Raw genomic sequence first — 24006 nt, forward strand, 5'->3', positions numbered from 1 at the left:
GCGGACGGGGCGCGGTCCTCAGCCCGCGCCCATCGGCCCTCCCCCGCCCCGCTCCCCTCCCTGTTCCCGTGCTTCCCGTGCTTCCCGTCCCCGCAGCGCCGTCAGCCCTGCGTCGACCACCGCGCCGGCCCGGAAGAAGTCCCGGAACGAGAGGGACATCAGGTCCAGCGCCTCCAGCAGCGAGACCACCGGCACGTTCCGGGCCTCCAGAATGTCCGCCGTCCAGAGCAGGAAGCGCGTGAACAGGGCTTGGTCGTCGACGTACAGCGCAGCCGCCAGGAACTCGGCGATGTAGGAGAGGTCGTCCTCCGTGCACCGCATCTGATGGCTCGTGTACGACTTCATGGCCGGAAAGCGCGCGGGCAGCGCGGCCAGCGTGTCCGCCACCAGACGGTGCCGGTCCCGCATCAGCAGCGCGTACTCCTGATCCTCCAGGTGGGCCAGATCCGGCACCCGCGTGCCTCCGAGCACCGGCCACTCGTCGTGCACCCGGGAGGCGGCCGTCACGGCGTCGGGCGCCCACATGTCCACGCCCAGCGTCCGCGCGTACTCCCCGTCGGGGCCGAATCCAGCGCCGCCCGCCAGCACGGGGACGCCCGCCTCCTGGCTGGCCGAGACGGCGACGTAAGCGGCGGGTAACCGGACGGGCAGCGAGCACGACAGCGCGACGAGATGCGCGCCCGTGCGGTGCAGATGGTCGATCAGATGGGTGCCGGGCACATGCGCGCCGAGGAAGTCCACGCGCCAGCCCCGCAGCCGCAGCACCTCCGCGAGGATGCGCGCCGGAAGGGCGTGCCACTCCCCCTCGACGCACGCCACGGCGATACGGCCGCGGTACCAGGCGCGGGGCGCGGAGCGGGTCGCCGCGACCGCCGCGACGGCGCGGTCGCTGATGCCGGTGGCCACGTGCTCCGTCGCGACGCTGATCCGGTCGGCCGCCCAGTCCTCGCCGACGCGGTACTGCGCGGGCGCGATGATCCGCAGGAGCACGTCCTCCGGCTCCGTGCCCGCTTCGAGGGCGCCGTTCACCACGCCGAGTGCGGTGTGCTCGTCGCCCTCGGAGACCGCGGCGACGAACTCCGCGACGCGCGCTTCCAGCGTCGCTCCGTCAGGGCCCGCCGCGGACGCCGAGGATGCTGCGGACGCCGAGGACTCCGCAGCTCCCGCGGACCCTCCAGACGGACCGGTTACGTCCGAACTCTCTTCATCGTTCATCGGGTCTCAACATCTTCCCTCCTTACGGCCCCGACCGCGTCGTCACGCTCGTGCACGAGGCACGCCGTCGCACACGCGGAAGGGAGCGGTGATGGCCACGAGGGTCATGTCGTCGTGCTGCTGGCCCTCCAGCCACTGCATGGCCTGGCTCTGCACCCGTTCGACGAGCGCCGCGGAGGTCATCCGCGCGCAGGTCTCCAGGACCGGGCCGAGCCGTTCTTCGCCGAAGAGCCGTCGGCCGGTCGGGCCGCCGCGAGCGTCGGTGATGCCGTCGGAGTAGAGCAGGCAGCTCTCTCCGGGTCGTAGCGTCGTCTCGAAGCTGGTCGCCTCGATCTCGTCGAACACGCCGAGGACGGTCCCCTCCGTCGCCGCCTCCTCCACCCGGCCCTCCCGCCGGACGATCAGCGGCGGCGGATGCCCGGCCGTGGTCAGCCGCAGCGCGAGGCCGCCCTCCCCTTGCCGCACCGGCGTCACGGAGGCCAGTACGAGGGTGACGAAGCGCGGGCAGCCGGCGCTCAGCAGGGCGCCGTTGAGGGCGCGCAGGGTACGCGGATGGTCGTGCTGTTCCCACTGGCGCAGGGCCGCCAGCGTGTGACGTACCCGGCCGGTCACGGCGGCGGCTTCGAGATCGTTGCCGCACACGTCGCCGAGCACGACGGTGCTCTCGTGCGTGCCGGGGGCGGGCGGGTAGTGGTCGTAGAAGTCGCCGCCGACCCCGCCGAGGGCGAGCGCCGGCCGGTAGGAGCCCGCAAGGTCGAGACCGTCGCGATCGTCCGGGAGCGCGGGCGGCAGCAGTCCCTCGCGCAGGACGTCGGCCGCCGCGGCCTGCTCGGCGTAGAGGCAGGCCGCGGAGAGCGCGGAGCCCGCGCGTGTGGCGAAGAGCCGCGCGAAGAGCACCTCGTCCTCGCTGAAGCCGCCGTCCTCGTCGAAGCCGGCGCCCTTCTCGGCGCTCCGCAGCAGCACGAGCGCCGAGGCGGGGACGAGGCCGCTCACCAGGGGGACGACGACGAAGTCGCCGACCTCGCCGAACCCCTCGGGCGGCACCCAGGACGGCAGGTGCGCGGGGTCGGTCCAGCCGGAGCGCGCCGGGGGCGCTCCGGTCAGCGCCTCCGCCAGGCCGGGGACGTCGCGCGAGTGGGCGCTCACAGTCCGTTCGGCCGCGCGTCCCGAGGCCCGCGCCCGGCCGGGTTCCTGGGCGTGCTCCTGGGCGGAGCCCGCACCCGACGCAGAGCCCGCACCCGAAGCGGATCCCGCACCCGAAGCCGGGGCCGACGCCGAGCCCGACACCGCAGCCGCAGACGAAGCCGAAGCGGACGCCGCCACCGACGCCGAAGCGGACGCCGCCACCGACGCCGAAGCCGACGTCACCGTCAAAAGGCGCCCCTCGCGGTGGCTGGTGACGACGAGGGCCGCATCAGCGAGCCGCCCCGCCGCCAGCTCGGCGATCGACGCCCTGCACCGGTCAGGGCGCAAGCAGCCGACCAGGCTCTGTAACGCGTCCGCCAGGAACGCCATCCGCTCGTACTCGGCCCGCTCGTGCTCGGCCACCGCCCCTGTGCGCCCCGGGCGTGCCGCTCCCTCGTCGGTCTCCGTCAGCCACCACGCGTCGCCGCCGCGGCCGAGGGGACGCCGCCGCGCTCTGACGCAGCGGTCGGCGAGGCGTCCGCGCACCTCGTCGGGGCTCCGCCCCGTCCCGCCTTCCCGCTGTGCGAGGAACGCCCTGGTCAGCCAGTGCGGAATCGACGCCTCCGTGAGCGGCCTGCCGGGCGCGAGCCCGGGGAACGCGGCCTGCGCGTGTCCGTTCGCGAGGATGACCAGTCCGGACCCGTCCACGGCCAGCACCGGCCCCGGCGCGCTGTCGGTGACGGCGCGCCAGAGGTCCGAGAGGTCGAGGTCGGAGTACGGCAGCAGAGATGCGGCTGACCGCGAGGGACGGGGTGCGGGCATTGGGACGACCTCACGACAGGACGTCACAGCGGGCGCCACCCGCGGTGCGGGTGATCACCTGATGCGGCTCTCTATGGGCTCGTTCTCTGGGGCTCGATGAACGGAAACCGTCTCGCCCGGGAGTGGACCTACGCAAGCGACATGGGCATTGCGTTCAAAAGACGTGCACAGATAGTCGTGACTCGCTCGGCAGAATCCGTTTCATGTCGTGTCCCGCAATGTTTGCGACCATGCCACCGGCGCTTCCCCGCAGCCCTCCGCGCCGCCGCTCAGCAGTTCCCCCGCAGGCGGGGGCGTACGCGCCCCGGCGCGGGAATGACTCAACCGTCAGATACACGCGGCGTGTTGTTCGCACCGTTTTCTCGCGCGGCCTCTGGTGTAGACCGGTCCCCCTTGGGACGCTGTGCCGCGCTGTGCGCAGGAAGCGCATGGAACACACGTGTTTGTGGGGGATGCTGTGACTCAGACCCAGATCCACGCACACAGAAGAAGAAGACTCCTCACCCGCTCCCTGCTCTCCGCCACGGCCGTCTCCGCGCTCGCGGCGGGGCTGGCGGCACCCGCGGGAGCCGTCGCGCCACCCGATCGGCCCGCGCCCGAAGCGGCATCTCTCGCGACGTCCTCGACGGGCGCCGCGACCACTCCGGGCACGGCGACCGCACCGGCCACCCCAGGCACCACGACCGCACCGGGCACGGCCGGCGACAGCATGGAGCTGTCCCGTGAGAGCCGCCCCGTCGCACCCGGCGCCACGCTCACCTCCTTCGAACGGCTGGAGCCCGACAAGTGGCTGCGGGCCGACGCCCTCAGCCTGGAACTCGGCAGCGGCACGCGCGGCACCCGGACCGACTACCTCTCCTCGGGCAAGGTCTCCCAGCGCAAGACCGTGAGCGAGCTGACCAAGCAGCACGACCCCGGCGAGGGCCGCCGTACCGTCGCCTCCCTCAACGCCGACTTCTTCGACATCAACGAGACGGGCGCCCCGCTCGGCCCCGGCCTGCGCGAGGGCGAGCCCACCCACTCCCCCGCTGCCGGGAACTCCGCCGCCGTGGGCATCGGCCCCGAGGCGGCTGGCCGCGTCCTGGACCTCTACTTCGAGGGCACGCTCACCCTCCCCGACGGCAAGGAACCGCTGGGCGGCTACAACGCGGCCAACGTGCCGGGCAACGGCATCGGCGCGTACAACTCCCAGTGGGGCGACGCCGACCGCGCGATGACGGCCGACGGCGCCGCGGACACCGCCGAGGTGACCGTCAAGGACGGCAAGGTGACCTCCATCGCGGAAACGCCCGGCAAGGGGCCGATCGAGGAGGGCGCCACGGTGCTCGTCGGCCGCGACGTCGGCGCGAAGACCCTGGACTCCCTGGACCCCGGCGATCCGGTCTCGGTCGAGTACCACGTGCGGACGGACGACGGGAGCCCCGTGCCGCGTACGGCCGTCGGCGGGCGCGGGCTGCTGGTCGTGGACGGCGAGCCGCAGGACTGGGAGGGCGGGCCGAACAACACGGCGGCGCCCCGTACCGCCGTCGGCTTCTCCAAGGACGGCTCGACGATGCACGTCCTGACCGTGGACGGGCGGCAGGCGGCCTCGGGCGGGGTCACCCTCACCGAGCTGGGCCGGATGATGGACGAGCTGGGCGCGTACAACGCCCTGAACCTCGACGGCGGCGGCTCCTCCACCCTGCTCGCCCGCGAGCCCGGCGCCGGGGAGCCCCAGCTGGAGAACTCCCCCTCGGACGGGGAGGAGCGCGCGGTGCCCAACGGGCTGGCGCTGACCGCGCCGGAGGGCAGCGGACGGCTGGCCGGGTTCTGGGTCGAGACGGCAGCCGACCCCGAGCGGGCGCCGACGACGGACAACGTCCCCGGCGGCCACCCCGAGCGGGTCTTCCCCGGGCTGACGAGGAAGCTGACCGCCGCCGGTTACGACGAGACGTACGGCCCCGCCGACGGCACCCCGGACTGGCGCGCCGAGCGCCCCGCCGTGGGCCGCGCCGACGCCTCCGGGGTCTTCCACGCCCGCCGCACGGGCAGCACCGAGGTGACGGCCCATCAGGGGCGCGCGAAGGGCCAGGCCGAGCTGGAGGTCCTCGGCGAGCTGGACCGCGTACGCGCCACCCGTGACCGCGTGGGCCTCGCGGACGCGCAGGCCGAGGGCTCCTTCGGGATCCTCGGCTACGACGCGGGCGGCACGAGCGCCCCGGTGGAACCGGCCGATGTGCGGCTGGACTACGACCGCTCGCGGTTCACCATCACCCCCGACACGGCCGCCGGGGGCTTCACCGTCAAGGCCCGTCCCGGTCAGGAGGCCGCTTCGGGGGTCGTCGACGTCACGGTCAAGGGGCGTACGACGCGGCTCGCCGTCACCGTCGGGCTGCACGATCAGCGGGTCGCGGGATTCGACGACGCGGGGAGCTGGAAGTTCAGCGCCGCGCGCGCCGAGGGCTCCCTCGCCGCTGAGCCCGAGGGGCACACGGGCACCGGGCTGCGGATGCGCTACGACTTCGGCAGGTCAACGGCGACCCGCGCCGCCTACGCCACGCCTCCGGCGCAGATCCCCGTCGAGGGGCAGCCGCAGAGCTTCACCATGTGGGTCAAGGGCGACGGCAAGGGCGCCTGGCCCTCCCTCCACCTCAAGGACGCGATGGGCACGGACCATGTGCTGCGCGGCGCGAACGTCGACTGGACGGGCTGGCAGGAGGTCACGTTCCCCGTTCCGGAGGCGGTCGCGTATCCGGTGAGCGTGTACCGCTTCTATCTGGCCGAGACCCGGCCGGCCGAGCAGTACACGGGCGACGTGGTGCTCGACGAGCTGGTGGCCCGCACCCCGCCGGACGTCGATCTGCCCGCGACGCCGCGCCACAAGGACCCGCTGATCTCGACCGCCGCCGACACCCAGGGCCGCGACTGGCGCTTCGCCGTCATGTCGGACGCCCAGTTCGTCGCCCGCGCGCCGGACAGCCCGCTGGTGCGGCAGGCCCGTCGCACCCTGCGTGAGATCCGCGCGGCGAAGCCCGACTTCGTCGTCATCAACGGCGATCTCGTCGACGAGGGCTCGCCCGAGGACCTCAAGTTCGCGCGCTCGATACTGGAGGAGGAGCTGGGGGACGCCGTGGACTGGTACTACGTACCGGGGAACCACGAGGTCATGGGCGGCAGCATAGACAACTTCGTCCGTGAGTTCGGTCCCACGCAGCGCACCTTCGACCACAAGGGCACCCGCTTCGTCACCCTCGACACCTCGTCCCTGACGGTGCGCGGCGGCGGGTACGCGCAGTTCCAGGAGCTGCGGCGAGCGCTGGACTCGGCGGCGAAGGACCATTCCGTCAGCTCGGTCGCGGTGCTCCAGCACGTCCCGCCGCGCGATCCGACCGGCCAGTCGGCGAGCCAGCTCTCCGACCGGATGGAGGCGGACCTGCTGGAGGACTGGCTGAGCGACTTCCAGGACCGTACGGGCAAGGGCGCCGTCCTCATCGGCGCGCACGCGGGAGCTTTCGACGCCTCGCGGGTGGACGGCGTCCCGTATCTCGTCAACGGCAACTCCGGCAAGGCGCCGGCAGCGGGGGCCGCTTCGGGCGGGTTCACGGGGTGGTCGATGCTGGGCGTGGACCGGGGCACGCCCCGGACGGACGGCGATGGCCCAGATTCCGGTTCGGGCTCGGGCTCGGGCTCCGGGGGCTGGATCTCCGCGCAGACGCGGGCCCATGTGGACGGCCTCACCCTTGAGGCGCCGTCGGAGCTGTCCGTGGGGGACTCGGCGAAGACACCGGCGACCGTCCTCCAGGGCGAGGGCGCGGCGGCCCGCGCCGTACCGGTCGCCTGGCCCCTCAGCGCCGACTGGTCGGGTTCGCGCGGCCTGTGCGTGAAGGGGAGCGGGAAGAAGGGGCGCTGTGTCGCCTCCTACTCCCCCGACACAGGCGTCCTGACCGCCCTGCGCCCCGGCACGGTGACCCTCGCCGTAACGGTGAACGGCGAACGCGCGGAGCGCCGGGTGGTCGTCGCGCGCTGATCCGGTGATCCGGAGCCGGAAGGGCCGGAAGGGCACCGGAAACGCCGACGGGCGGCGGGAGGGATCCTCCCGCCGCCCCATGCGGCGCGTGCGCCGCGCGGCCGTACGGCGGGGCGGCCGTACGGACGGACGGGACGTTACGACGCGTCCACGTTCTCCTTGCCGGCCTTCTCCTGCTCCGCCTGCTCGGCCTTCGCCTGCTTCTTGGAGGCCATGAGCGAGGTGATGGTGGTGACGACGAGCACCGCGCAGATCACGCCCAGCGAGACCGGGATGCTGATCTCCGGGACGTGCACCCCCAGCTCGTGCAGGGCGTGCAGCACCAACTTGACGCCGATGAAGCCGAGGATGACGGACAGCCCGTAGGACAGGTGGACCAGCTTCTTGAGCAGGCCGCCGATCAGGAAGTAGAGCTGCCGCAGACCCATGAGGGCGAAGGCGTTGGCGGTGAAGACGATGTACGGGTCCTGCGTCAGACCGAAGATCGCGGGGATGGAGTCCAGCGCGAACAGGATGTCGGTGGTACCGATGGCCAGCATCACGAGCAGCATCGGCGTCATCAGCCGCTTGCCGTTCTCGACGATGAACAGCTTGGTGCCGTGGTACTTGTTCGTCGACGGGAAGCGGCGCTCGACGGCCTTCATCAGGCGGCCCTCTTCCCACTCCTCGTCCTCCTCGCCAGCCCGTGCTTCCTGGATGAGCTTCCAGGCGGTCCAGATGAGGAAGGCGCCGAAGATGAAGAAGACCCAGGAGAAGGTCGAGATGATCGCGGCGCCCGCCGCGATGAAGACGGCGCGGAGCACCAGCGCGATCAGCACACCCACCATCAGCACCCGCTGCTGATAGATGGAGGGGACCGCGAACTTCGCCATGATCAGGACGAAGACGAACAGGTTGTCGACGCTGAGCGACTTCTCCGTGATGTAACCGGCGAAGAACTCTCCCGAGGACTGCGCGCCTCCGAAGAGGAAGAGGCCGACGCCGAACAGCGCGGCGAGGACGATCCAGACGATCGTCCAGGTTCCGGCCTCCTTGAGGGAGACCTCGTGGGGCTTACGGCCCCCGATGAAGAAATCGACGGCGATCAGGGCGCACAGACCAACGATGGTCAGCACCCAGACCGATAGGGACACGTCCATGAACGCAACCTCCGGCTTGCATGTTCGCATGGGCCGGAGGTCTCTTCCGCCCAGTGACAAACGCCGCTGGACCGACGTCCCGGGATCGGACGAGCCGATCCGTATTGACGAGAACGCCGCGAGGCTGGGAATACTCCCCTCCGCACAAGGAACAGTAAAGCAATACCAAGCAATAGTAAAGAGCGCAGGTAGAGGGCACGACCATGCATCCGTACGGGGGAACGGGACGGGGCATGGAACCCCTGGTCAGAGCGGCCTCAGCACGCTCAGCGCCCGTAGGCGCGCCGGGCCGCGGCGACCCTCCCGAGCACCTGCGGGATCACCTGGCTGTGGTCCGGAGCCACTGAGGGCTCATACGTCCACGCGTGTCCCACCCAGGGATCCGCGAGGTGGCTGCTGGCCACAGGCGTGACGCGCAGCAGGGCCCGCCACAGCGGATCGAGCACCGGGCCGTAGGCACGCGCGTCCTCGCGGTCGGCGATCAGCATCAGGTTGACCCCGACGGAGGGGCCCTCGTCCGCGAGGTAGCGCAACTGGGTGACGGCGCGATCGTCGAACCCGTGCGGGAAGTCGTGGACGATCAGCAACTGCTCCGCGGTGTCGAGGTCGGGCGGCAGCGCGTCGGCCGCGCCGCTGCGCACGGCCATCTGCACCAGGTCCACGCGCTGCGTCAGCCGCTCCAGCGTCCTGGCCACCCCGGCGGCGCCCGCTGCCGGGGGCTCGGCCAGCACGCCGCTGTCCACGAGCGGGGCGAGGGCGGGGGCCGCGGTTCCGGCCGGGTCGATCACATGGAGCGTGAATTCCCCCACGGGGTAGACGGCGGCGAGCCGCGCGGCGATGGCCGCTCCGGCCAGCGCTGCCCGGCGGCGCAGCTCGTCCGCGTCGGCGAGCGAGGCGTCGGCGGTCCCCTGCTCACGGCCGCTGTCGATCCACAGCCCGCGCTCCATCGGCAGCCGCACCAGCATCGGGATGCGCAGCCCGGCCGCCTCGCTCTCGGTGAGGCTGAGGTCCCCCAGGCGCATCGCCATCGGCACCTCCATGGGCACCTGGTACGTCTGCCACACGGGGTTGTCCCAGCCCGCGAAGGCGGGCGGCAGCGCGGGCTCGACCACCTCGGACTCGGCGGCCAGCTGGGCAACGTCGCGGTCGAGCACTGCGCGGGCCTGCTCGACGAGGCGGGCGTGCTTGTCCCCCGCCTCTTTGCGGGCCGCGTCCGCCACGGGGCCGACCCGGGTGCGGGGGTCGGAGAGGACCTGGTCCAGTTCCTGCTCCTGCCGCGACTCCGCGAAGTCCACGGCCGAGCGGTACGCGGCGACCGTACGGGCCAGGTCCTCGAACATGCCCCAGACCTGGTTGTAGAGCCGCTCCTCCATCGACCACCCGGCGGCGTCTCCGGCCACGGGGGCGTGCGGGTCGCCGCTCGTGGGCGGCGCGGCGGGCGGCGCGGGCGGTGGCGGTGGCGGCGCGGCCGGGCGGCGGCCGGGGTGCTGGTAGTCGATCGGGCCGCCGGGCCCCGTGGCGGCGGGGGCGGCACCCGCGCCGGGAGTCGAGCCGGAGGCCGCGCCGGGGACCGGTCCTGGTCCCGGTGCGCCGAGGGAGGCGTCGGCGGACGACGTCCCCGCGCCGCTTCCTGGCGCGCCGCTACCGGCCGTGGCGCCTCCGGTGGCCGGGTCGCCTCCGCCTCCCTGGCCCGCACCCGCCTGGGTGCTGGTGTGGCCGGAGGACGCGTGGGCGCCGCTGCGGGCGCGGGCCGCGCCGGGCGGGCCCGCCGGGGGCGCGACGGAGCGGGCCAGGCCCGCGGCGACGGCCTCGTTGATCGTGGCGGCCAGCTCATCCGCCTGGGGCAACCCCTGGTCGGCGAGCATGGCGGCGAGACCGCCCGCGTACCCCTGGCCGACGGCGCGCACCTTCCAGGCGTTCTGCCTGCGGTACAGCTCGACGGCCACGACAGCCGACTCCGCGTCAAGACCTGTGACGGTGTAGCTGGCGACCTCGTCGCCCTCCAGCCCCGTGACGGCGACGAAGGGCGCGGCGAGGGTGCCGAAGGAGGCGGGCCCGCCGACTCCGGCGGGCAGTGCGAGCAGCACGTTCACCCGGTGGACGTCGGCGGGCAGCGCGCCGAGATCGACGGCGAGCCGGTGGTCGGCGGCGGCCTGGCGGGAGACCTCCAGGCCGGGGAGGCGCGGCTGTGCCGGGTGGGCGATCCACTCCGCTTCGCGGACCCGCCCCTGTTCGTCGTTCAGGCTCGCCCCCGCCACGACCGGCTTCCCCGCCGAGATCCGGATCTCCAGGCGGGTCTCCGGCAGTGGGTGGTTCTGCCCCCGGACAAGCTCGGCCGTCATCCTCACGTCCCCCCTCGTGGCGCCCGCGCGGGCCGGTTCTACAGGTGCGGCAGGATCGCCGGCATCAGGTCCTGGAACGTACGCCCGTTGGCGGGGTTGCCCACCGCCGTCATCTGCCAGCCGCTGCCCTGGCGGTGCACCTTGGCCATGATCTGGGCGGTGTACTGGCCGCCGCCGGTCAGTGTGTAGCGCGCCAGTTCCTGGCCGTTGGTCTCGTCGACGAGACGGCAGAAGGCGTTCTCGACCTCGGCGAAGGTCTGCCCGGTGAAGGAGTTCACCGTGAAGACGATCTGGTCGATGTGGACCGGCACCCGCTGGAGGTCGACCATGATCGCCTCGTCGTCGCCGCCCTGGCCGGCGCCGCCGACCAGGTTGTCACCGGTGTGCTTGACCGAGCCGTCGTCGCTCACCAGGTGGCGGAAGAAGACGACGTCCACCGGCTGCTTGTCGGCGAACAGCACGGCCGAGGCGTCCAGGTCGATCTCCTTGGAACGCTTGCCGAACAGGCCGCGGCGCGGCGCCGACTTCCAGCCCAGGCCCATGCGCACCGCGTTCAGCGTGCCTCCGTCGCTCTTCTGGAGACTGATCGCCTGCCCCTTGGACAAGTTGACCGTCACGTGCGTTCCCCTCTCGACATGGCTGGCCGCCGTCGCAGCCGACGGCTGTCACGCACCGCACCCTACGCATGCGCGCGCGGGGCCCGGACCGCCCGTCCCGCTTTGTGTCGTTCTTGCAACACTCCGCAGGTACGGGCGGGGGCCGGGCGTGCTCACGCGCGTTACTTGAGCCCCGCCTCCTTCATCTGCCGCAGCTCCTTCTTGAGCTCCCCCACCTCGTCGCGCAGGCGCGCGGCGACCTCGAACTGGAGATCCGCGGCTGCCGCGCGCATCCGCTCCGTCATCTCCTCGATCATCTCGGCGAGTTCGGCCGCGGGCCTGTCGGTGAGCTGCTCCTCCTCGCCCTTGGCCTTCTTGCCCTTGCCCTTGCCCGCCGACTTGGCCGGGGTCGGCGCCTTGCCCTTGGTGCCGCCGCCGTCCTTGCCGCCGCCCTTGCGCTCCTGGCGGTAGCCCGAGCCGAGCAGTTCCTCGGTGTCGATGTCCTCACGGGCGATGTCGGCGACGATGTCGCCGATCTTCTTGCGCAGCGGCTCGGGATCGATGCCGCGCTCCGTGTTGTACGCGATCTGCTTCTCGCGGCGGCGGTTGGTCTCGTCGATGGCCTTCTCCATGGCCGGGGTGACCTTGTCCGCGTACATGTGCACCTGCCCTGAGACATTGCGCGCCGCGCGGCCGATCGTCTGGATCAGGGAGGTTCCCGAGCGGAGGAAGCCTTCCTTGTCCGCGTCCAGGATGGCCACCAGCGACACCTCGGGGAGGTCCAGGCCCTCACGCAGCAGGTTGATGCCCACCAGCACGTCGAACTCGCCGCTGCGCAGCTCGCGCAGCAGCTCCACCCTGCGCAGCGTGTCGATGTCGCTGTGCAGATAGCGGACCTGGATGCCCAGTTCCAGGAAGTAGTCGGTGAGGTCCTCGGCCATCTTCTTGGTGAGGGTGGTGACGAGGACCCGCTCGTCCTTCTCGGTGCGGGTGCGGATCTCGTGGACCAGATCGTCGATCTGCCCCTCGGTGGGCTTGACGACGACCTCGGGATCGATCAGGCCCGTCGGGCGGATGACCTGCTCCACATAGCCGTCGGAGCGCGACATCTCGTACGGCCCGGGGGTCGCCGAGAGATAGACCGTCTGACCGATCCGCTCGACGAACTCCTCCCACTTCAGCGGCCGGTTGTCGATCGCCGAGGGGAGCCGGAAGCCGTGATCGACCAGGGTGCGCTTACGGGCCGCGTCGCCCTCGTACATCGCGCCGATCTGGGGGACGGTCTGGTGCGACTCGTCGATGACGAGCAGGAAATCGTCCGGGAAGAAGTCGAGCAGCGTGTGCGGGGCTGTGCCCGGCTCGCGGCCGTCGATGTGCCGGGAGTAGTTCTCGATGCCGGAGCAGGTGCCGATCTGGCGCATCATCTCGATGTCGTACGTCGTGCGCATGCGCAGCCGCTGGGCCTCCAGCAGCTTGCCCTGCTTCTCCATGGAGGCGAGCTGCTGCTCCAGTTCCGCCTCGATGTCCGCGACGGCGCGCTCCATCCGCTCGGGGCCCGCGACATAGTGGGAGGCCGGGAACACGTACAGTTCCTGATCGTCCGAGATGACCTCGCCGGTGAGCGGGTGGAGCGTCGAGAGCGCCTCGATCTCGTCCCCGAACATCTCGATGCGGACGGCCAGCTCTTCGTAGACGGGGAAGATCTCGATGGTGTCGCCGCGCACCCGGAAGGTGCCGCGAGTGAACGAGACGTCATTGCGCGTGTACTGGACCTCCACGAAACGGCGTAGCAACTGGTCCCTGTCGACCTCGTCCCCGACCTTGAGCGGCACCATCCGGTCTACGTATTCCTGCGGCGTGCCCAGACCGTAGATGCAGGAGACGGAGGCGACGACGACTACGTCCCGGCGCGTCAGCAGCGAATTCGTCGCGCTGTGCCGGAGCCGCTCCACCTCCTCATTGATGGAGGAATCCTTTTCGATGTAGGTGTCCGTCTGGGGGACGTACGCCTCCGGCTGGTAGTAGTCGTAATAGGAAACGAAATACTCCACCGCGTTGTTCGGCATGAGCTCGCGGAACTCGTTCGCCAACTGGGCGGCCAGGGTCTTGTTCGGCGCCATCACCAGGGTGGGGCGCTGGAGCTTCTCGATCATCCAGGCGGTGGTCGCCGACTTTCCCGTGCCGGTCGCGCCCAGCAGCACGACATCCTTCTCACCTGCGCCGACGCGCTGCGCTAGCTCGGCGATGGCCGTCGGCTGATCACCGCTGGGCTGGTAGGGGCTGACGACCTCGAAGGGCGCAACCTTGCGTTCGATCTGGGTTTGGGGCCGCATGCGATCCACCGTACGACTCGCCACTGACATCGACCTCGCGCGAGGTGAGTCCCGGACGCTATACGTTCACATCACGGCCACTCCGCTTCTGCTTTCGTGTATCGCGCAACGGGAATCCTCTTCGCTGTCCGTGCACGGTCGATCGCGAGGAGTCCCGAATGTCGATGCGCCCTGCCGTAGCCGCCACCACTGGCGCTCTCCTGGGTATGTCCGCACTCATCCTCTCCGCCAGTCCCTCCCACGCCGCCCCTCAGCGGGCCGACAAGACAGAGCCACCCACGACCGTCGCCCACAGAGGTGCCTCGGGCCACGCTCCCGAGAACACGCTCGCCGCGGTCGACAAGGCCCACAAGCTGGGCATCAGCTGGGTCGAGAACGACGTGCAGCGCACGAAGGACGGCAAGCTGGTCGTGATGCACGACACGACGCTCGACCGTACGACCAACGCCGAGAAGGTCTTCCCCGACCGCTCCCCCTGGAACGTCTCCGACTTCACGTCGAAGGAGATCGCCAAGCTCGACGCGGGAAGCTGGTTCAGCGCGAGCTACCAGAACCAGAAGGTCCCCACGCTGGACCAGTACCTCGACCGGGTCACCCGTAACGGCCAGAAGCTGCTGATGGAGCTGAAGGCGCCCGAGCTGTACCCGGGGATCGAGGCCCAGGTGCTCAAGGAGCTGACCAAGAAGGGCTGGCTCGACGGACGGCACCTCAAGAGCAAGCTGGTCGTCCAGAGCTTCAACGCCGACTCGGTCAAGAAGATCCACGGCCTGAAGCCCGCGCTGAAGACGGGCTTCCTCGGCAACCCGCCCAAGAACGAGCTGAAGACCTACGCGGGCTTCGCCGACCAGATCAACCCGAAGTACACGACCGTGTCCAAGGAGTACGTGGACGCCATCCACAGCGTGAAGGGCCCCCACGGCAAGCCGCTGGAGACGTACGCCTGGACGGTGAACGACGCGGCCACGGCCCGCAAGGTCGCGGACGCGGGTGTCGACGGGATCATCTCCAACTATCCGGACGTCATCCGGCAGGAGACCGGCGGCTGATCCGGACCGCCAATACGGGCAACAGCCGGGAAGGGGCCGTTCCGGATCCGCTCCGGGGCCGTCCCCCGGCCGCCCGGGAGCCGCTTGTCAGTGGGCGGCTCTAGGGTTCCCGTATGACTGAGACGACGGCGAGCACGGCCCGTTCCTGTGCGTGGGCGGTACGGGACACCCCCCTCGGGCCGCTGCTGCTCGCCGCGACCGGCGAGGGCCTGGTCAATGTGGTCTTCCACGCCGACGCGCCCACGGCGGACAAGGCGCTCACCCGACTGGCGGGACGCCTGGCCTGCGAGCCCAGGCCCTGGAGCGGGGCGGTGCAGGGGGGGTCAGTCCCGGGCGGGGCGGTGCCCGCGGGCGCCGAGGGCCCCGGCCCGGAGGAGATACGGGACCCGGCGGACGCCGTCCTCGGCGAGGCCGCCTCCCAGCTCGACGCGTATTTCCGCGGCGAGCTGCGCGCCTTCACCGTGGACCTGGACTGGTCCCTGTCCGGAGGCTTCAACGCACGGGTTCTGCACGCGCTGCACGAGTCCGTCCCCTTCGGCGCCACGGTCGGCTATCAGGACCTCGCCGACCGGGTCGGGGAACCGGGCGCGGCGCGTGCGGTGGGCGCGGCCATGGGCTCCAATCCGCTGCCGGTCGTCGTCGCCTGCCACCGCGTGGTCGAGAGCGGCGGCGGCATAGGCGGCTTCGGCGGCGGCCTGGAGACCAAGCGCACGCTCCTGGCCCTGGAGGGGCTGCTGCCGGAACCGCTGTTCTGAGCCGGATCGGCGAGGCTCCGGTCTCTGGGGGTGCGGTCCGGGTTCGCGTGGTCCGGGTCGCGTGGTGGGCGCCGCTCGTGTGCCATGGCTGGTACGGCCGCCACGGCCCGGAGGAGGACGGATCATGACGGTGCCCCGTTCAGCGTTCACGCAGCACGCCCCCGTGCGGCGCGCTCCTTCGCCGTACGAGCCCGCGCGGCTGCGGCCCAGCGCTGAGCCGCCCGCGCGGGAACGGTCGTCGCAGGGTCGGCCCTCACAGGGGCGGTCGTCGCAGGGGGCGTCCGCGGTGGAGCGGCAGCGGGCGGTCACCTTCTGCTCGCTGGACACGCTCAAGGCACGGGGCTGGACGCCCGGACTGATACGCGCTCTGCTCGGCGGGCCCGACCGGACGGAGCCCATGGAGCTGTACCTCACGACGCGGGTCGACGAGGCCGAACGCGATCCCGTCTTCGCGCGCACGAGCACGGCGCGCCGACGCCGCGGCGAGGCACTGCGGCGGGCCGCTGACCGGCGCAGGGAGCGGGCGCTCGAAGCGGTCAGGACGGCGCCGATGGAGTTGCCGCGGCTCTCCCCCGGCGAGCTGGCGCGCCGCGCGGTCGAGCACCGCAACGTGCGGGACGCGCAGCGCGCCGCCGACAGCTGGGGCCACGTCCCCAGCCCCGCCACGGTGGACACGGCGGATCCGGCAGCGCTGGCCCGCTGGCAGGTGCGCTATCTGTACGAGCTGCTGGGTGACCGGCACTCCCTGCTGGAGGCCCTGCCGACGACCGACAGCAGGGACGAGGGCACGCGGGTGCTGCGCGGGCGGATGTACGGGGCGATAGCCGCCGCGTATCCGGCACTGGCCGGGGAGTGCCGCCGCCGGGCCGCGGCGGAGGCCGGAGGCCGCCCCGCCCCCGCCACCTCCACCGCACGGAGAGCGGCCCCGCGGCGGCCCTGACCGCGCGGCGCGCCCGGGGCCGGAGCGGGCGCCGAGGAGGCAGAACGTGTGGACGGGCGGCAAAAGCATGGCCTGCGCACGCTCCTCGGTGACAGACTCCCGCCGTGACCGACACCCATCACGAGGCCGACACTCCTGACATAGGCAAGGGCGCACGCCCCTCCCCCGGCACCGGCCGCAGCGCCTCGGACCCGGCGACCCCCACGGCGGACGCGGTCGATCCGGCCACCGGAGCGGCCATACCTGGCCCACCCGGCCCGCCCGGCGCACCCGGTCCACGCGAGCTGCCGGGCGTGCCAGGACTCCCCTCATGGGCCGACCTCCCCGCGCTGCGGCGCCGTACGAACGCCGTGCTCATCGTCAGCCAGATCCTGGGCGGCCTCGGCGTGGCGACGGCCATCGCGCTGGCCGCCGTGCTGGCCAAGGACATCGGCGGCTCGGAGGCGGTCTCCGGGCTGGCCTCCACCTCGTCGGTGATCGGTACCGCGCTGCTGTCGCTGCCGCTCGCCTCGCTGATGGCGGCGCGGGGCCGTCGTCCCGGACTCACCCTCGCCTATCTGATCGGGGCTGTCGGCGGCGCGGTCGTCGTGGTCGGGGCCGCCCTCGGGAACTTCCCGCTCCTGCTGTGCGGCATGACGGCCTTCGGCGCCGGCAGCTCCGCCAACCTCCAGGCCCGCTTCGCCGCGGCCGATCTCGCCGAGCCCGACCAGCGGGGAAGGGCGATCTCCACCGTTGTCTGGGCCACGACCATCGGCGCAGTACTCGGCCCGAACATCGCCGCTCCGGCCGGGCGCAGCGTCGCCGGCCTCGGCATACCGGCCGCCGCTGGCCCCTTCCTGTGGGCGACCGGCGTCTTCGTCGTGGCCGCCGCACTGGTCCACGTACTCCTGCGTCCCGACCCCCTGCTCACGGCCCGCGCGCTCGCCGCGGCAGACGCGGCCCACGCGGCGGCGGAGACGGCTCACCCGGCGGAGACGGGCAGTGCGGAGGCAGGAACCGGTACCGGCACCGTCGGCACCGGCGCGGAGGAGCGTTCGCTGCGGGCCGGGCTGGCCGCAGTCGCCGCCTCCCCGCGCGCCCGCCTCGCCCTCGCCACGATCGCGGGCTCGCACACCGCCATGGTCTCGATCATGGTCATGACACCGGTCGACCTCGGTCACCACGGCGCCGGAATCGAGCTGATCGGCCTCGTCATCAGCGGCCACATCACCGGGATGTACGCGTTCTCGCCGTTGATGGGCTGGCTCGCCGACCGCATCGGACGGCTCAGCGTCATCTTCCTGGCCCTCGCGCTGCTCGTCTGCGCCGCGGCCCTCGCGGGGACGTCGGACGGCAGCCACGTCCAGTCGGCGGCCGGGCTCTTCCTCCTCGGCCTCGGCTGGTCGGCGGGCCTCGTCTCGGGCTCGGCCCTGCTCACCGACTCCGTACCCCAGGCGACACGCGCCGCGGCCCAGGGCCTCTCCGACCTCACCATGAACGCGTGTGCCGGAGTCGGCGGGGCCCTCTCCGGGCTCGTCGTCGCGCAGGCCGGATACGGGTGGCTCAACGTGATGGGAGCGGCGCTGCTCCTCCCCGTCGCCGCCCTCGCGCTCCTCGCCCTGAGACGGCACGGGTAACCCGGGCGGCCCAGCGCTAGGCCGTTCGCCGTCCCCCGGTCGTGTCAATCTCGCGGGGCCCGAATCCGGCCGTGAACCGGCCCGTAGCGCTCCGTCCGACCCCCTTCCGGCCCTGTCCGACCCCCCGTCCGGCCCCAACGGCTCACCGCGGATACAACTGGAAGGAGACGCACCGCCGTCCGCCGTAGCGCTCCGCGCCCATGCCCAGCCCTCGGTCGACGACGGAGCGCGCGTAGGCCACGGGATCCTCGTCGCTGAGCGCGGTGAGGTACGCGCGGTGCTCGGCCAGCGAGGCGACGGCGCGTTCGACGGCCTTGTCGCCGACCGGTGCCGCGTGCGTCGCGTACGGAGACGCGGCGACGGCGACCCAGCGCACCCCGCCCCACGTGCCGATGCCGGTGCCGGTGCCGGTACCGTCGCGCTCCAACTGCCCGGGGAAGATCCACCGGTTCCCCGCGTCGCCCACGGCGTCGAGCACGGCGCGGCCGACCGCACGGTGGTCGGGGGTGTTCCAGTACGTACCGCCCCATGTGTCGTGGTGGTTGATGGTGACGACCAGTTCGGGCCGGTGCCTGCGTACGGCTGCCGCGATGTCCTCGCGCAGCGCCGGGCCCTCCTCGATGACGCCGTCCCGGTACCCGAGGAACTCGACCGCCGAGACGCCGACGGCCCGTGCGCTCGCCCGCTGTTCGGCCTCGCGCACGGTGGCGCACTCGTCGGGCGCGAGCCCGTCGATCCCGGCCTCGCCCCGCGTGACCAGCAGGTACGTGACCTCTTTCCCGGCCTCGACCCACTCGGCGACGGCCGCCGCTGCCCCGTACTCCAGATCGTCGGGATGCGCGACGACCGCGAGCGCGCGCTGCCAGTCCTCCGGCATGTCCTCCAGTGGTGACGGCTGCTGCGGTGGCGGCTGCTGCGGCGTGGTCATCGCTGCTCTCATCCCCTGTTCACGGTGACGGGTGGGGCGGGTGACGGGTGGCGGGTGACGCGCGTGCTGGTCGGGGCTGGTCGGGCTGGTCAACGCCGTTCGAACGGTGTCCACTCCAGCTTCTCACCGGTGGTCTCTCCCGGCCTGCTCCCCCACTGGCGGCGTCGGTCCCTTTCCATCATCGGGTCGAGGCTCACGAAGAGCGCGACGAACAGGAGCAGCAGTACGGGGCCGATGAGGATCGGAGTCAGCGTGCCAATGACGGAGGTGCCGCCTCCGCCCAGCCCTGACCCGTGGATGTGAACCGACACCGCCTCCATGGCGGTGTAGTGCATGCCGCTGACGGCGACGCCCATGATGAGGGCGGCGCCGAGCGCGGAGCCGAAGAGTTTCACGGACGTCGCGAACCAGAGCGCGGCCGTGGCCGCGAAGACCGCGATACCGATGGAGAGCACGACGGTGCCGGTCTCGTAGACGACCTCGCCCGACATTCGCATCCCCGCCATGCCCAAGTAGTGCATGGCCGCGACACCGAGACCGGTGATCGCCCCACCGCCGAGCAGGGCACCGGAGTTCCGCCCCTTGTATCCGACGAGGAAGACACCGACGCCGGTCACGACCACGGCGACGAGAAGACTGGCGTACGTCGTGAGCAAGTCGTAACCGATGTCGACGCCCTGGGCCGTGAAGCCCATCATCGCGATGAAGTGCATCGCGAAGATGCCCGTACCGATCGCCAGGGCGCCGAGCGTCAGCCAGCCCTTCCGCTCCGAGCGGTCCACGCTCAGCGCCCGCGCCGTGCATCTGAGTCCTAACGCGCTGCCCAGGCAGGCCACGGCGTACGCCGCCAGCGGCGTCACCAGCCCGTACGAGAACGCGTCGACCGGAACCGCCACCGCCGATATCACCATCGCCCCATCGCCATCCTTACGCGGGAGACCGCTTCACAAACAAGGAACCGTCACACAATGAACACACATGTGGCCGCCCCATGCTAGAGACGCGCACCCCTGCGCGCGCCCCTTTGACCAAGTCGGTACTCGCGAGTACGGCGAGGGATCAGGGGGTCACCGCCAGCCGTAGACCTGTTGCAGGCGGTGGACGACGCGGTTGAACCGGGCACGGTCCAGGGCGCATGCCTCGCGGCGCATGCCCGAGGGGTGGATCCGGAGCACGCGGTCGATGCCGACCCACGAGTCCCGGCCGCTCCGGTCTCACGGTCCGGCGCCGAGGGGGAGCCAGTCCGGGTCACCGTCGCGCTGACGGGACGTCAACTGCACGGCCAGCACGGTCCCGCGCTCCTCGCGGGCCACGATCAGCACGGGCCGGTCCTTCCCGCGGCCGTCCCCTTCCTCGTACGGCACCCACGTCCACACGATCTCCCCCGGGTCCGGGTCCCCGTCCGGATCCGGCGCGTAGGTGGTCCGCACCTGCCCGACGGCACGCGGCGCGATCTCCGCCGTCGCGGCATACCCACTCTGCCCGGGCAGCGCGCCAACGCCTTGCATCTGGTCGCTCACATGATCCATACCTGCAAGCTATCCCCAAGCCCCGCACGCCGAGGTTGCGCCCACCCTCGGTTCGCACCGGGCGCCGGGGCGGTGCGGAGGGTCACCCGTTCGGGCTAGTTATGAGACCAGGGGAACCTCTATCCAGTGACAAGCCCATCACTTCTGGAGCAGGACCGGAATTCACCACAGCGCACGCAACGCAAGGAGCGGGACCACCCACGTAGCCGCCAAGACATTGGCCCCCAAGGTGTACCTCCACTTCTTCTTGCGCCATCCAACGATCCCCAGATATAGCGCCAGCAGCGTCAACAAGGTGCCGATTGCAGGCAGCAGGACGGGGCGGTCACCAACGATGGCACCGAACAAAGGTACCCAGGCCCCCATTGCTGAAAGCAACACCACGAGTGCCGTCGCGTTCCACCGCATACGCCGCTGAGCATCCTCGTAGACGCCCTGAACCAGCGGGTTCGACAGCGGGGAGCGAGCGAACTCCTTACCGAGATCATCTTTGTCATCCAGCATGGCGTGTAACCTACATCGCCCGCAGCACACATCTCCCCGCGTGCCGCGTTACCCGTCCCTCAATTCCAAGGGCTGGCATGAGGCTTGAAGTTGAACCGTCCGACCTCACCTCCTTCTCACACCTAGTGAGCCGCGCAAAAGACGACATCACCGACGGGCTCAGATACATCGAAAAGCACACGTCCATCGAGGCTTGGCACGAAGGGATCTTCAAGACTCTCCTCAGCCCGCACAACGCCGTCGTTGACGATGTCACATCAGCACTGACGCGCTTGGCCACGGTTCTGAACGCTTGCAGCAACGAACTCTCGCGTACGGGCACGTACTACCGAACCACCGACATCGATGTGGCCCGCCGAGTTGACGCCACGTACCCAACGGAAAAACGATGACTGGATTCCGCGACACCACTGAACCGACATCGCGACTGACGCCACCCAAGCCACCTGATGAGTTCTCACGGGGTGCCCTCGACACCTTCAACGACGTAAGCGACGCACTCAGCCCATCGGCATGGGTGCTGGAAGTTTACGAAATCGCCTTCGGCTTCAATCCGGTCGACGAGATCGTCAATTGTTTCTCCGGCGACTGGGAATCCTTCGGGAGATGCGCTGACGCATGGAAGAACCTCGGCAAGATGTGCGGTGACATCTCCACCAACCTGGGCTCAGGGAATCGCGAAATAGATGCGAGCTGGCACGGAAATGCCGCAGACTCGGCGTATCTCTACTTCGAATCCCTCCGGGGGAAAGTGGACGACTACGACCATCCCCTTTCGGAATTATCCGCGCAGTATCTGAGCATCACCCATGCCGTCTACTCCGGCGCCGAGGCCGCCAAAGGGGTTCTGTTGGCGCTGGTGGACGACGCCATCATCACTGCGATCCTCCTAGCGGAAGGATCCCTCCTCTCTTGGACCGGTGTTGGTGCCGCAGTCGGGTACGGCGTGGCGTCCGTGCATATTGCCCGTCTCATCGAACACTGGGGCCAGCTCACCAAGATCATCGCCAAGGCTCAGAACGCGGTCAACGGAAGCGTTTTCCTCATTCAAGGATCAAGTTCCGCGCTGGCGAGCCAGTTGACCGATTTCCCCGTCCCCGGCACCGCATACGACCACCCCGCCGTCCCCACGAGGAGCTGACACATGGCGCAGGGCAACGACGCTTCCGGGCGGGAAGCGTTGCAGGTTCAGGATGTTGAGTTCTTGCCGCTCACCGGAGGGGATCAGGTGCGGGCGCGGGCGTTGAGGCGGGCGTTGGAGCGGTTGGCGGAAGGTGGGGGCGGGGGGAGTCGGGGCGCGTTGGGGGAGATGGCGCGGGAGGTGCTCGCCGGGCGGATGGGGTTGCGGGAAGCCGTACGGGTCGGTGTCTACGCGGACGCGCTCGCGGACCGGGTGGGCGCGGCCCGGCACGAGTACGAGCGGCAGTCGCCGGAGTCGCGGGCCGGAGAAGAGGCGGAGGCGCGGCGCTATCTCGCGGGGCTGCGGAGCGAGATCGACGCCGAGCGCGCCCCCTCACGGCGCTGACCCGCGCACCTCACTCGCCCTGTGCGTTCCACGCGGGGTGACGGGGATCGTTCGCGCGGATCACCACGTCGGCGGTGGTCTCCGGGGAGACCTCTTCCTCGTAGCGGGCGAACGCGGGCAGCGTCCAGCGCGCGCTCTCCTCGGAGCGCCGTTCCAGCGCAGCGGGGGTCAGTTTCAGGTGGACGGACAGGTCGAACGGAAACCAGCGGCCGAGCAGCAGCGGCCCGTGCAGCAGCAGTACCCCGCCCTCGGCGAGGCGTACGCGGTCGCTGCGGGTGGCCCGGTCCGTCGACGGGTCGCGCAGGTCGGGGAGCACGAGGCCGCTCCCGCCCGGGTCCAGGGGGTTGAAGACCTCGCGCCACAGCGCACTCGTGTCGTACCAGAGGTCGTAGTACGCGTCGGGGTCCCGCCTGCCGTATTCGAGCCGCAGCGAAGCCTGGCGCAGGAAACCGTCGGCCGCGACCGTCAGCGCGGGACGGCCCCGTACGCGCAGTGCCTCGGCGAGGCGTTCCGCGAGGCGGGCTGGGCGCGCGGGCGGTGCGCCGTCGAGCGCGACCCGTAGCCAGGGCCCGCCGTCCCCCGTCTTCGTCGCCGCGACGCGGTCGGCGAGGGATTCGGTCAGGCGCTCCCAGGTGATCGGTTCGAACGGCATCCGCCCATGATGCACGCGCCCCGCTCCCCCGGCGGGCCGCCGGACACCAGAACGGCAGAACGGCCAGACCTCACTTCATCCACTCGTCCTCGTACTTCTTGTACGTGCCGTCGTGCGTGGCGAGGTGCACGAACTGGTCCACGTACTCCTTGAACTGCTCGTCCCCGCGCGGCAGCGCGTACGCCTTCTCCGAGAACGTGAAGGGCTCGTCGGGGTGGACGGAGCACAGCTCGGGGTGGATCTTGGCCTGGTAGCGGGTCTCGCTCGCGTCGGTCATCATCACGTCGGCGCGGCCCTCGACGATCTCCTGGAAGATCGTGGTGTTCTCGGGGTGCAGCTTGATGGTCGCCTGCTTGATGTTGTCGCGCGCAAACTGCTCGTTCGTCCCGCCCGGGTTCACGATCACCGTGGTGCCGGGCTGGTCGATCTGCTGGAGCGTCTGGTACTTGTCCTTGTCCTCGCAGCGCACGATCGGCGTCTTGCCGTCCTCGCGGGTGGGCTCGCTGAAGTAGACGTCGCGGGCGCGCGGGAGCGTGATGGAGACGCCGCCCACGGCGATGTCGCACTTGCCCGACGAGAGGTCGTCGACGAGCTTCGCCCACATCGTCGCGACGTACTTCGGCTTGGCTTCGAGGCTCGTCGCGAGATCGCGGGCCATGTCGATGTCCACGCCGCTGTACGTGCCCTTCTCGGGGTCGAGATGGGTGAAGGGGCGGTAGTCGCCCGTCGTGCACACGCGCAGGAGCCCGCGCTCGGGAACCGTATCGAGGAGGGAGGCGTGTCCCTTCCGCGCGCTCGCCGCGTTGACCGACGCGTCCCGCGAAGCGGAGGGCCCCGGGGACGGCGCGGGGGCCGAGGGCGCCGCGCCGGTCACGGCGAGCAGACAGGCGAGGGCGGACAACGTGGCGGCGCGCTTCATGACGGCGGCTCCTG

The 24006-nt window shown here is 71.1% G+C and carries 19 protein-coding genes and 1 pseudogene; 8 read left to right on the forward strand and 12 right to left on the reverse strand.

Annotated features, from left to right (window positions below):
- Window positions 1–18 precede the first annotated feature (18 nt).
- Together ACWGJ2_RS08340 and ACWGJ2_RS08345 are read right to left on the reverse strand one after the other, a co-directional pair.
- Window positions 19–1215 (reverse strand): cobalamin B12-binding domain-containing protein, encoded by a 1197-nt coding sequence (locus tag ACWGJ2_RS08340; protein WP_453345201.1) that lies wholly within the window; start codon window positions 1213–1215, stop codon window positions 19–21.
- Window positions 1216–1257: 42 nt separating this feature from the next.
- On the reverse strand, window positions 1258–3162 hold the full coding sequence (locus tag ACWGJ2_RS08345) for a PP2C family protein-serine/threonine phosphatase (protein ID WP_453345202.1): 1905 nt from the start codon (window positions 3160–3162) through the stop codon (window positions 1258–1260).
- A gap of 709 nt (window positions 3163–3871) precedes the next feature.
- Between ACWGJ2_RS08345 and ACWGJ2_RS08350 the strand changes: the two genes are divergently transcribed.
- A complete protein-coding gene (locus ACWGJ2_RS08350) occupies window positions 3872–7168 on the forward strand; it encodes a phosphodiester glycosidase family protein (protein WP_453345316.1) in 3297 nt (1098 codons plus the stop codon).
- A gap of 137 nt (window positions 7169–7305) precedes the next feature.
- Here ACWGJ2_RS08350 and ACWGJ2_RS08355 read toward each other — a convergent pair whose 3' ends face one another.
- The 4 genes from ACWGJ2_RS08355 to uvrB form a co-directional block, all read right to left on the reverse strand.
- Window positions 7306–8307: a TerC family protein gene (locus tag ACWGJ2_RS08355; protein WP_453345203.1), complete on the reverse strand. Its 1002-nt coding sequence runs from the start codon at window positions 8305–8307 to the stop codon at window positions 7306–7308.
- Window positions 8308–8573: 266 nt separating this feature from the next.
- Window positions 8574–10649 carry a TerD family protein gene (locus ACWGJ2_RS08360; protein WP_453345204.1) on the reverse strand — a complete coding sequence of 692 codons (2076 nt, stop codon included), beginning with the start codon at window positions 10647–10649 and terminating at the stop codon, window positions 8574–8576.
- Between the two features lie 38 nt (window positions 10650–10687).
- On the reverse strand, window positions 10688–11266 hold the full coding sequence (locus ACWGJ2_RS08365; RefSeq protein WP_453345205.1) for a TerD family protein: 579 nt from the start codon (window positions 11264–11266) through the stop codon (window positions 10688–10690).
- A 161-nt stretch (window positions 11267–11427) separates the two neighbouring features.
- Window positions 11428–13578, reverse strand: coding sequence for an excinuclease ABC subunit UvrB (uvrB, locus tag ACWGJ2_RS08370; protein ID WP_453345206.1), 2151 nt, complete (start codon window positions 13576–13578; stop codon window positions 11428–11430).
- 158 nt (window positions 13579–13736) lie between these two features.
- Here uvrB and ACWGJ2_RS08375 point away from each other — a divergent pair, with 158 nt between their 5' ends.
- The 4 genes from ACWGJ2_RS08375 (at window position 13737) to ACWGJ2_RS08390 (ending at window position 17935) form a co-directional block, all read left to right on the forward strand.
- The gene (locus ACWGJ2_RS08375; protein ID WP_453345207.1) at window positions 13737–14624 is read left to right on the forward strand and encodes a glycerophosphodiester phosphodiesterase; all 888 of its coding nucleotides are present in this window, start codon (window positions 13737–13739) and stop codon (window positions 14622–14624) included.
- A 113-nt stretch (window positions 14625–14737) separates the two neighbouring features.
- A complete protein-coding gene (locus ACWGJ2_RS08380) occupies window positions 14738–15379 on the forward strand; it encodes a methylated-DNA--[protein]-cysteine S-methyltransferase (protein WP_453345208.1) in 642 nt (213 codons plus the stop codon).
- Between the two features lie 124 nt (window positions 15380–15503).
- Window positions 15504–16319 (forward strand): hypothetical protein, encoded by an 816-nt coding sequence (locus ACWGJ2_RS08385; RefSeq protein ID WP_453345209.1) that lies wholly within the window; start codon window positions 15504–15506, stop codon window positions 16317–16319.
- Window positions 16320–16603: 284 nt separating this feature from the next.
- Complete coding sequence (locus ACWGJ2_RS08390) at window positions 16604–17935, forward strand: MFS transporter (RefSeq protein ID WP_453345317.1); 1332 nt, start codon at window positions 16604–16606, stop codon at window positions 17933–17935.
- A gap of 142 nt (window positions 17936–18077) precedes the next feature.
- Here the strand turns inward: ACWGJ2_RS08390 and ACWGJ2_RS08395 are convergent, their stop codons facing one another.
- From ACWGJ2_RS08395 to ACWGJ2_RS08410, 4 genes and pseudogenes are all read right to left on the reverse strand, one after another.
- Window positions 18078–18863, reverse strand: a complete 786-nt coding sequence (locus ACWGJ2_RS08395; RefSeq protein ID WP_453345210.1) for a PIG-L deacetylase family protein — start codon at window positions 18861–18863, stop codon at window positions 18078–18080.
- An 89-nt stretch (window positions 18864–18952) separates the two neighbouring features.
- The gene (locus ACWGJ2_RS08400) at window positions 18953–19774 is read right to left on the reverse strand and encodes an MHYT domain-containing protein (RefSeq protein ID WP_453345211.1); all 822 of its coding nucleotides are present in this window, start codon (window positions 19772–19774) and stop codon (window positions 18953–18955) included.
- A gap of 156 nt (window positions 19775–19930) precedes the next feature.
- A pseudogene (locus tag ACWGJ2_RS08405) lies at window positions 19931–20392 on the reverse strand (type II toxin-antitoxin system PemK/MazF family toxin).
- A gap of 162 nt (window positions 20393–20554) precedes the next feature.
- Window positions 20555–20896: a hypothetical protein gene (locus tag ACWGJ2_RS08410; RefSeq protein WP_453345212.1), complete on the reverse strand. Its 342-nt coding sequence runs from the start codon at window positions 20894–20896 to the stop codon at window positions 20555–20557.
- 77 nt (window positions 20897–20973) lie between these two features.
- Between ACWGJ2_RS08410 and ACWGJ2_RS08415 the strand changes: the two genes are divergently transcribed.
- The 3 genes from ACWGJ2_RS08415 to ACWGJ2_RS08425 all read left to right on the forward strand — a co-directional run bounded on the left by ACWGJ2_RS08415 (window position 20974) and on the right by ACWGJ2_RS08425 (window position 22421).
- Window positions 20974–21288 carry a hypothetical protein gene (locus ACWGJ2_RS08415; RefSeq protein WP_453345213.1) on the forward strand — a complete coding sequence of 105 codons (315 nt, stop codon included), beginning with the start codon at window positions 20974–20976 and terminating at the stop codon, window positions 21286–21288.
- On the forward strand, window positions 21285–22037 hold the full coding sequence (locus ACWGJ2_RS08420; protein WP_453345214.1) for a hypothetical protein: 753 nt from the start codon (window positions 21285–21287) through the stop codon (window positions 22035–22037). The genes ACWGJ2_RS08415 and ACWGJ2_RS08420 overlap by 4 nt, the downstream gene beginning before the upstream one ends.
- Window positions 22038–22196: 159 nt before the next feature.
- Complete coding sequence (locus tag ACWGJ2_RS08425) at window positions 22197–22421, forward strand: hypothetical protein (protein ID WP_453345215.1); 225 nt, start codon at window positions 22197–22199, stop codon at window positions 22419–22421.
- Between the two features lie 10 nt (window positions 22422–22431).
- Here the strand turns inward: ACWGJ2_RS08425 and ACWGJ2_RS08430 are convergent, their stop codons facing one another.
- Both ACWGJ2_RS08430 and ACWGJ2_RS08435 read right to left on the reverse strand, forming a co-directional pair.
- Entirely contained in the window at window positions 22432–23073 is a 642-nt protein-coding gene (locus ACWGJ2_RS08430) for a uridine kinase (RefSeq protein ID WP_453345216.1), read from the reverse strand.
- 70 nt (window positions 23074–23143) lie between these two features.
- Window positions 23144–23992: a transporter substrate-binding domain-containing protein gene (locus ACWGJ2_RS08435; RefSeq protein ID WP_453345217.1), complete on the reverse strand. Its 849-nt coding sequence runs from the start codon at window positions 23990–23992 to the stop codon at window positions 23144–23146.
- Window positions 23993–24006: the final 14 nt, after the last annotated feature.

The sequence above is a fragment of the Streptomyces sp. NPDC054796 genome (assembly GCF_053611545.1).

Excerpts from the sequence above, each read along its gene's own strand:
- ACWGJ2_RS08340 (WP_453345201.1), bottom strand. The coding sequence starts at position 1,215 with ATGAACGATGAAGAGAGTTCGGACGTAACCGGTCCGTCTGGAGGGTCC.
- ACWGJ2_RS08345 (WP_453345202.1), bottom strand. The coding sequence starts at position 3,162 with ATGCCCGCACCCCGTCCCTCGCGGTCAGCCGCATCTCTGCTGCCGTAC.
- ACWGJ2_RS08350 (WP_453345316.1), top strand. The coding sequence starts at position 3,872 with ATGGAGCTGTCCCGTGAGAGCCGCCCCGTCGCACCCGGCGCCACGCTC.
- ACWGJ2_RS08355 (WP_453345203.1), bottom strand. The coding sequence starts at position 8,307 with ATGGACGTGTCCCTATCGGTCTGGGTGCTGACCATCGTTGGTCTGTGC.
- ACWGJ2_RS08360 (WP_453345204.1), bottom strand. The coding sequence starts at position 10,649 with ATGACGGCCGAGCTTGTCCGGGGGCAGAACCACCCACTGCCGGAGACC.
- uvrB (WP_453345206.1), bottom strand. The coding sequence starts at position 13,578 with ATGCGGCCCCAAACCCAGATCGAACGCAAGGTTGCGCCCTTCGAGGTC.
- ACWGJ2_RS08375 (WP_453345207.1), top strand. The coding sequence starts at position 13,737 with ATGTCGATGCGCCCTGCCGTAGCCGCCACCACTGGCGCTCTCCTGGGT.
- ACWGJ2_RS08380 (WP_453345208.1), top strand. The coding sequence starts at position 14,738 with ATGACTGAGACGACGGCGAGCACGGCCCGTTCCTGTGCGTGGGCGGTA.
- ACWGJ2_RS08385 (WP_453345209.1), top strand. The coding sequence starts at position 15,504 with ATGACGGTGCCCCGTTCAGCGTTCACGCAGCACGCCCCCGTGCGGCGC.
- ACWGJ2_RS08395 (WP_453345210.1), bottom strand. The coding sequence starts at position 18,863 with ATGACCACGCCGCAGCAGCCGCCACCGCAGCAGCCGTCACCACTGGAG.
- ACWGJ2_RS08400 (WP_453345211.1), bottom strand. The coding sequence starts at position 19,774 with ATGGTGATATCGGCGGTGGCGGTTCCGGTCGACGCGTTCTCGTACGGG.
- ACWGJ2_RS08410 (WP_453345212.1), bottom strand. The coding sequence starts at position 20,896 with ATGCTGGATGACAAAGATGATCTCGGTAAGGAGTTCGCTCGCTCCCCG.
- ACWGJ2_RS08415 (WP_453345213.1), top strand. The coding sequence starts at position 20,974 with ATGAGGCTTGAAGTTGAACCGTCCGACCTCACCTCCTTCTCACACCTA.
- ACWGJ2_RS08420 (WP_453345214.1), top strand. The coding sequence starts at position 21,285 with ATGACTGGATTCCGCGACACCACTGAACCGACATCGCGACTGACGCCA.
- ACWGJ2_RS08430 (WP_453345216.1), bottom strand. The coding sequence starts at position 23,073 with ATGCCGTTCGAACCGATCACCTGGGAGCGCCTGACCGAATCCCTCGCC.
- ACWGJ2_RS08435 (WP_453345217.1), bottom strand. The coding sequence starts at position 23,992 with ATGAAGCGCGCCGCCACGTTGTCCGCCCTCGCCTGTCTGCTCGCCGTG.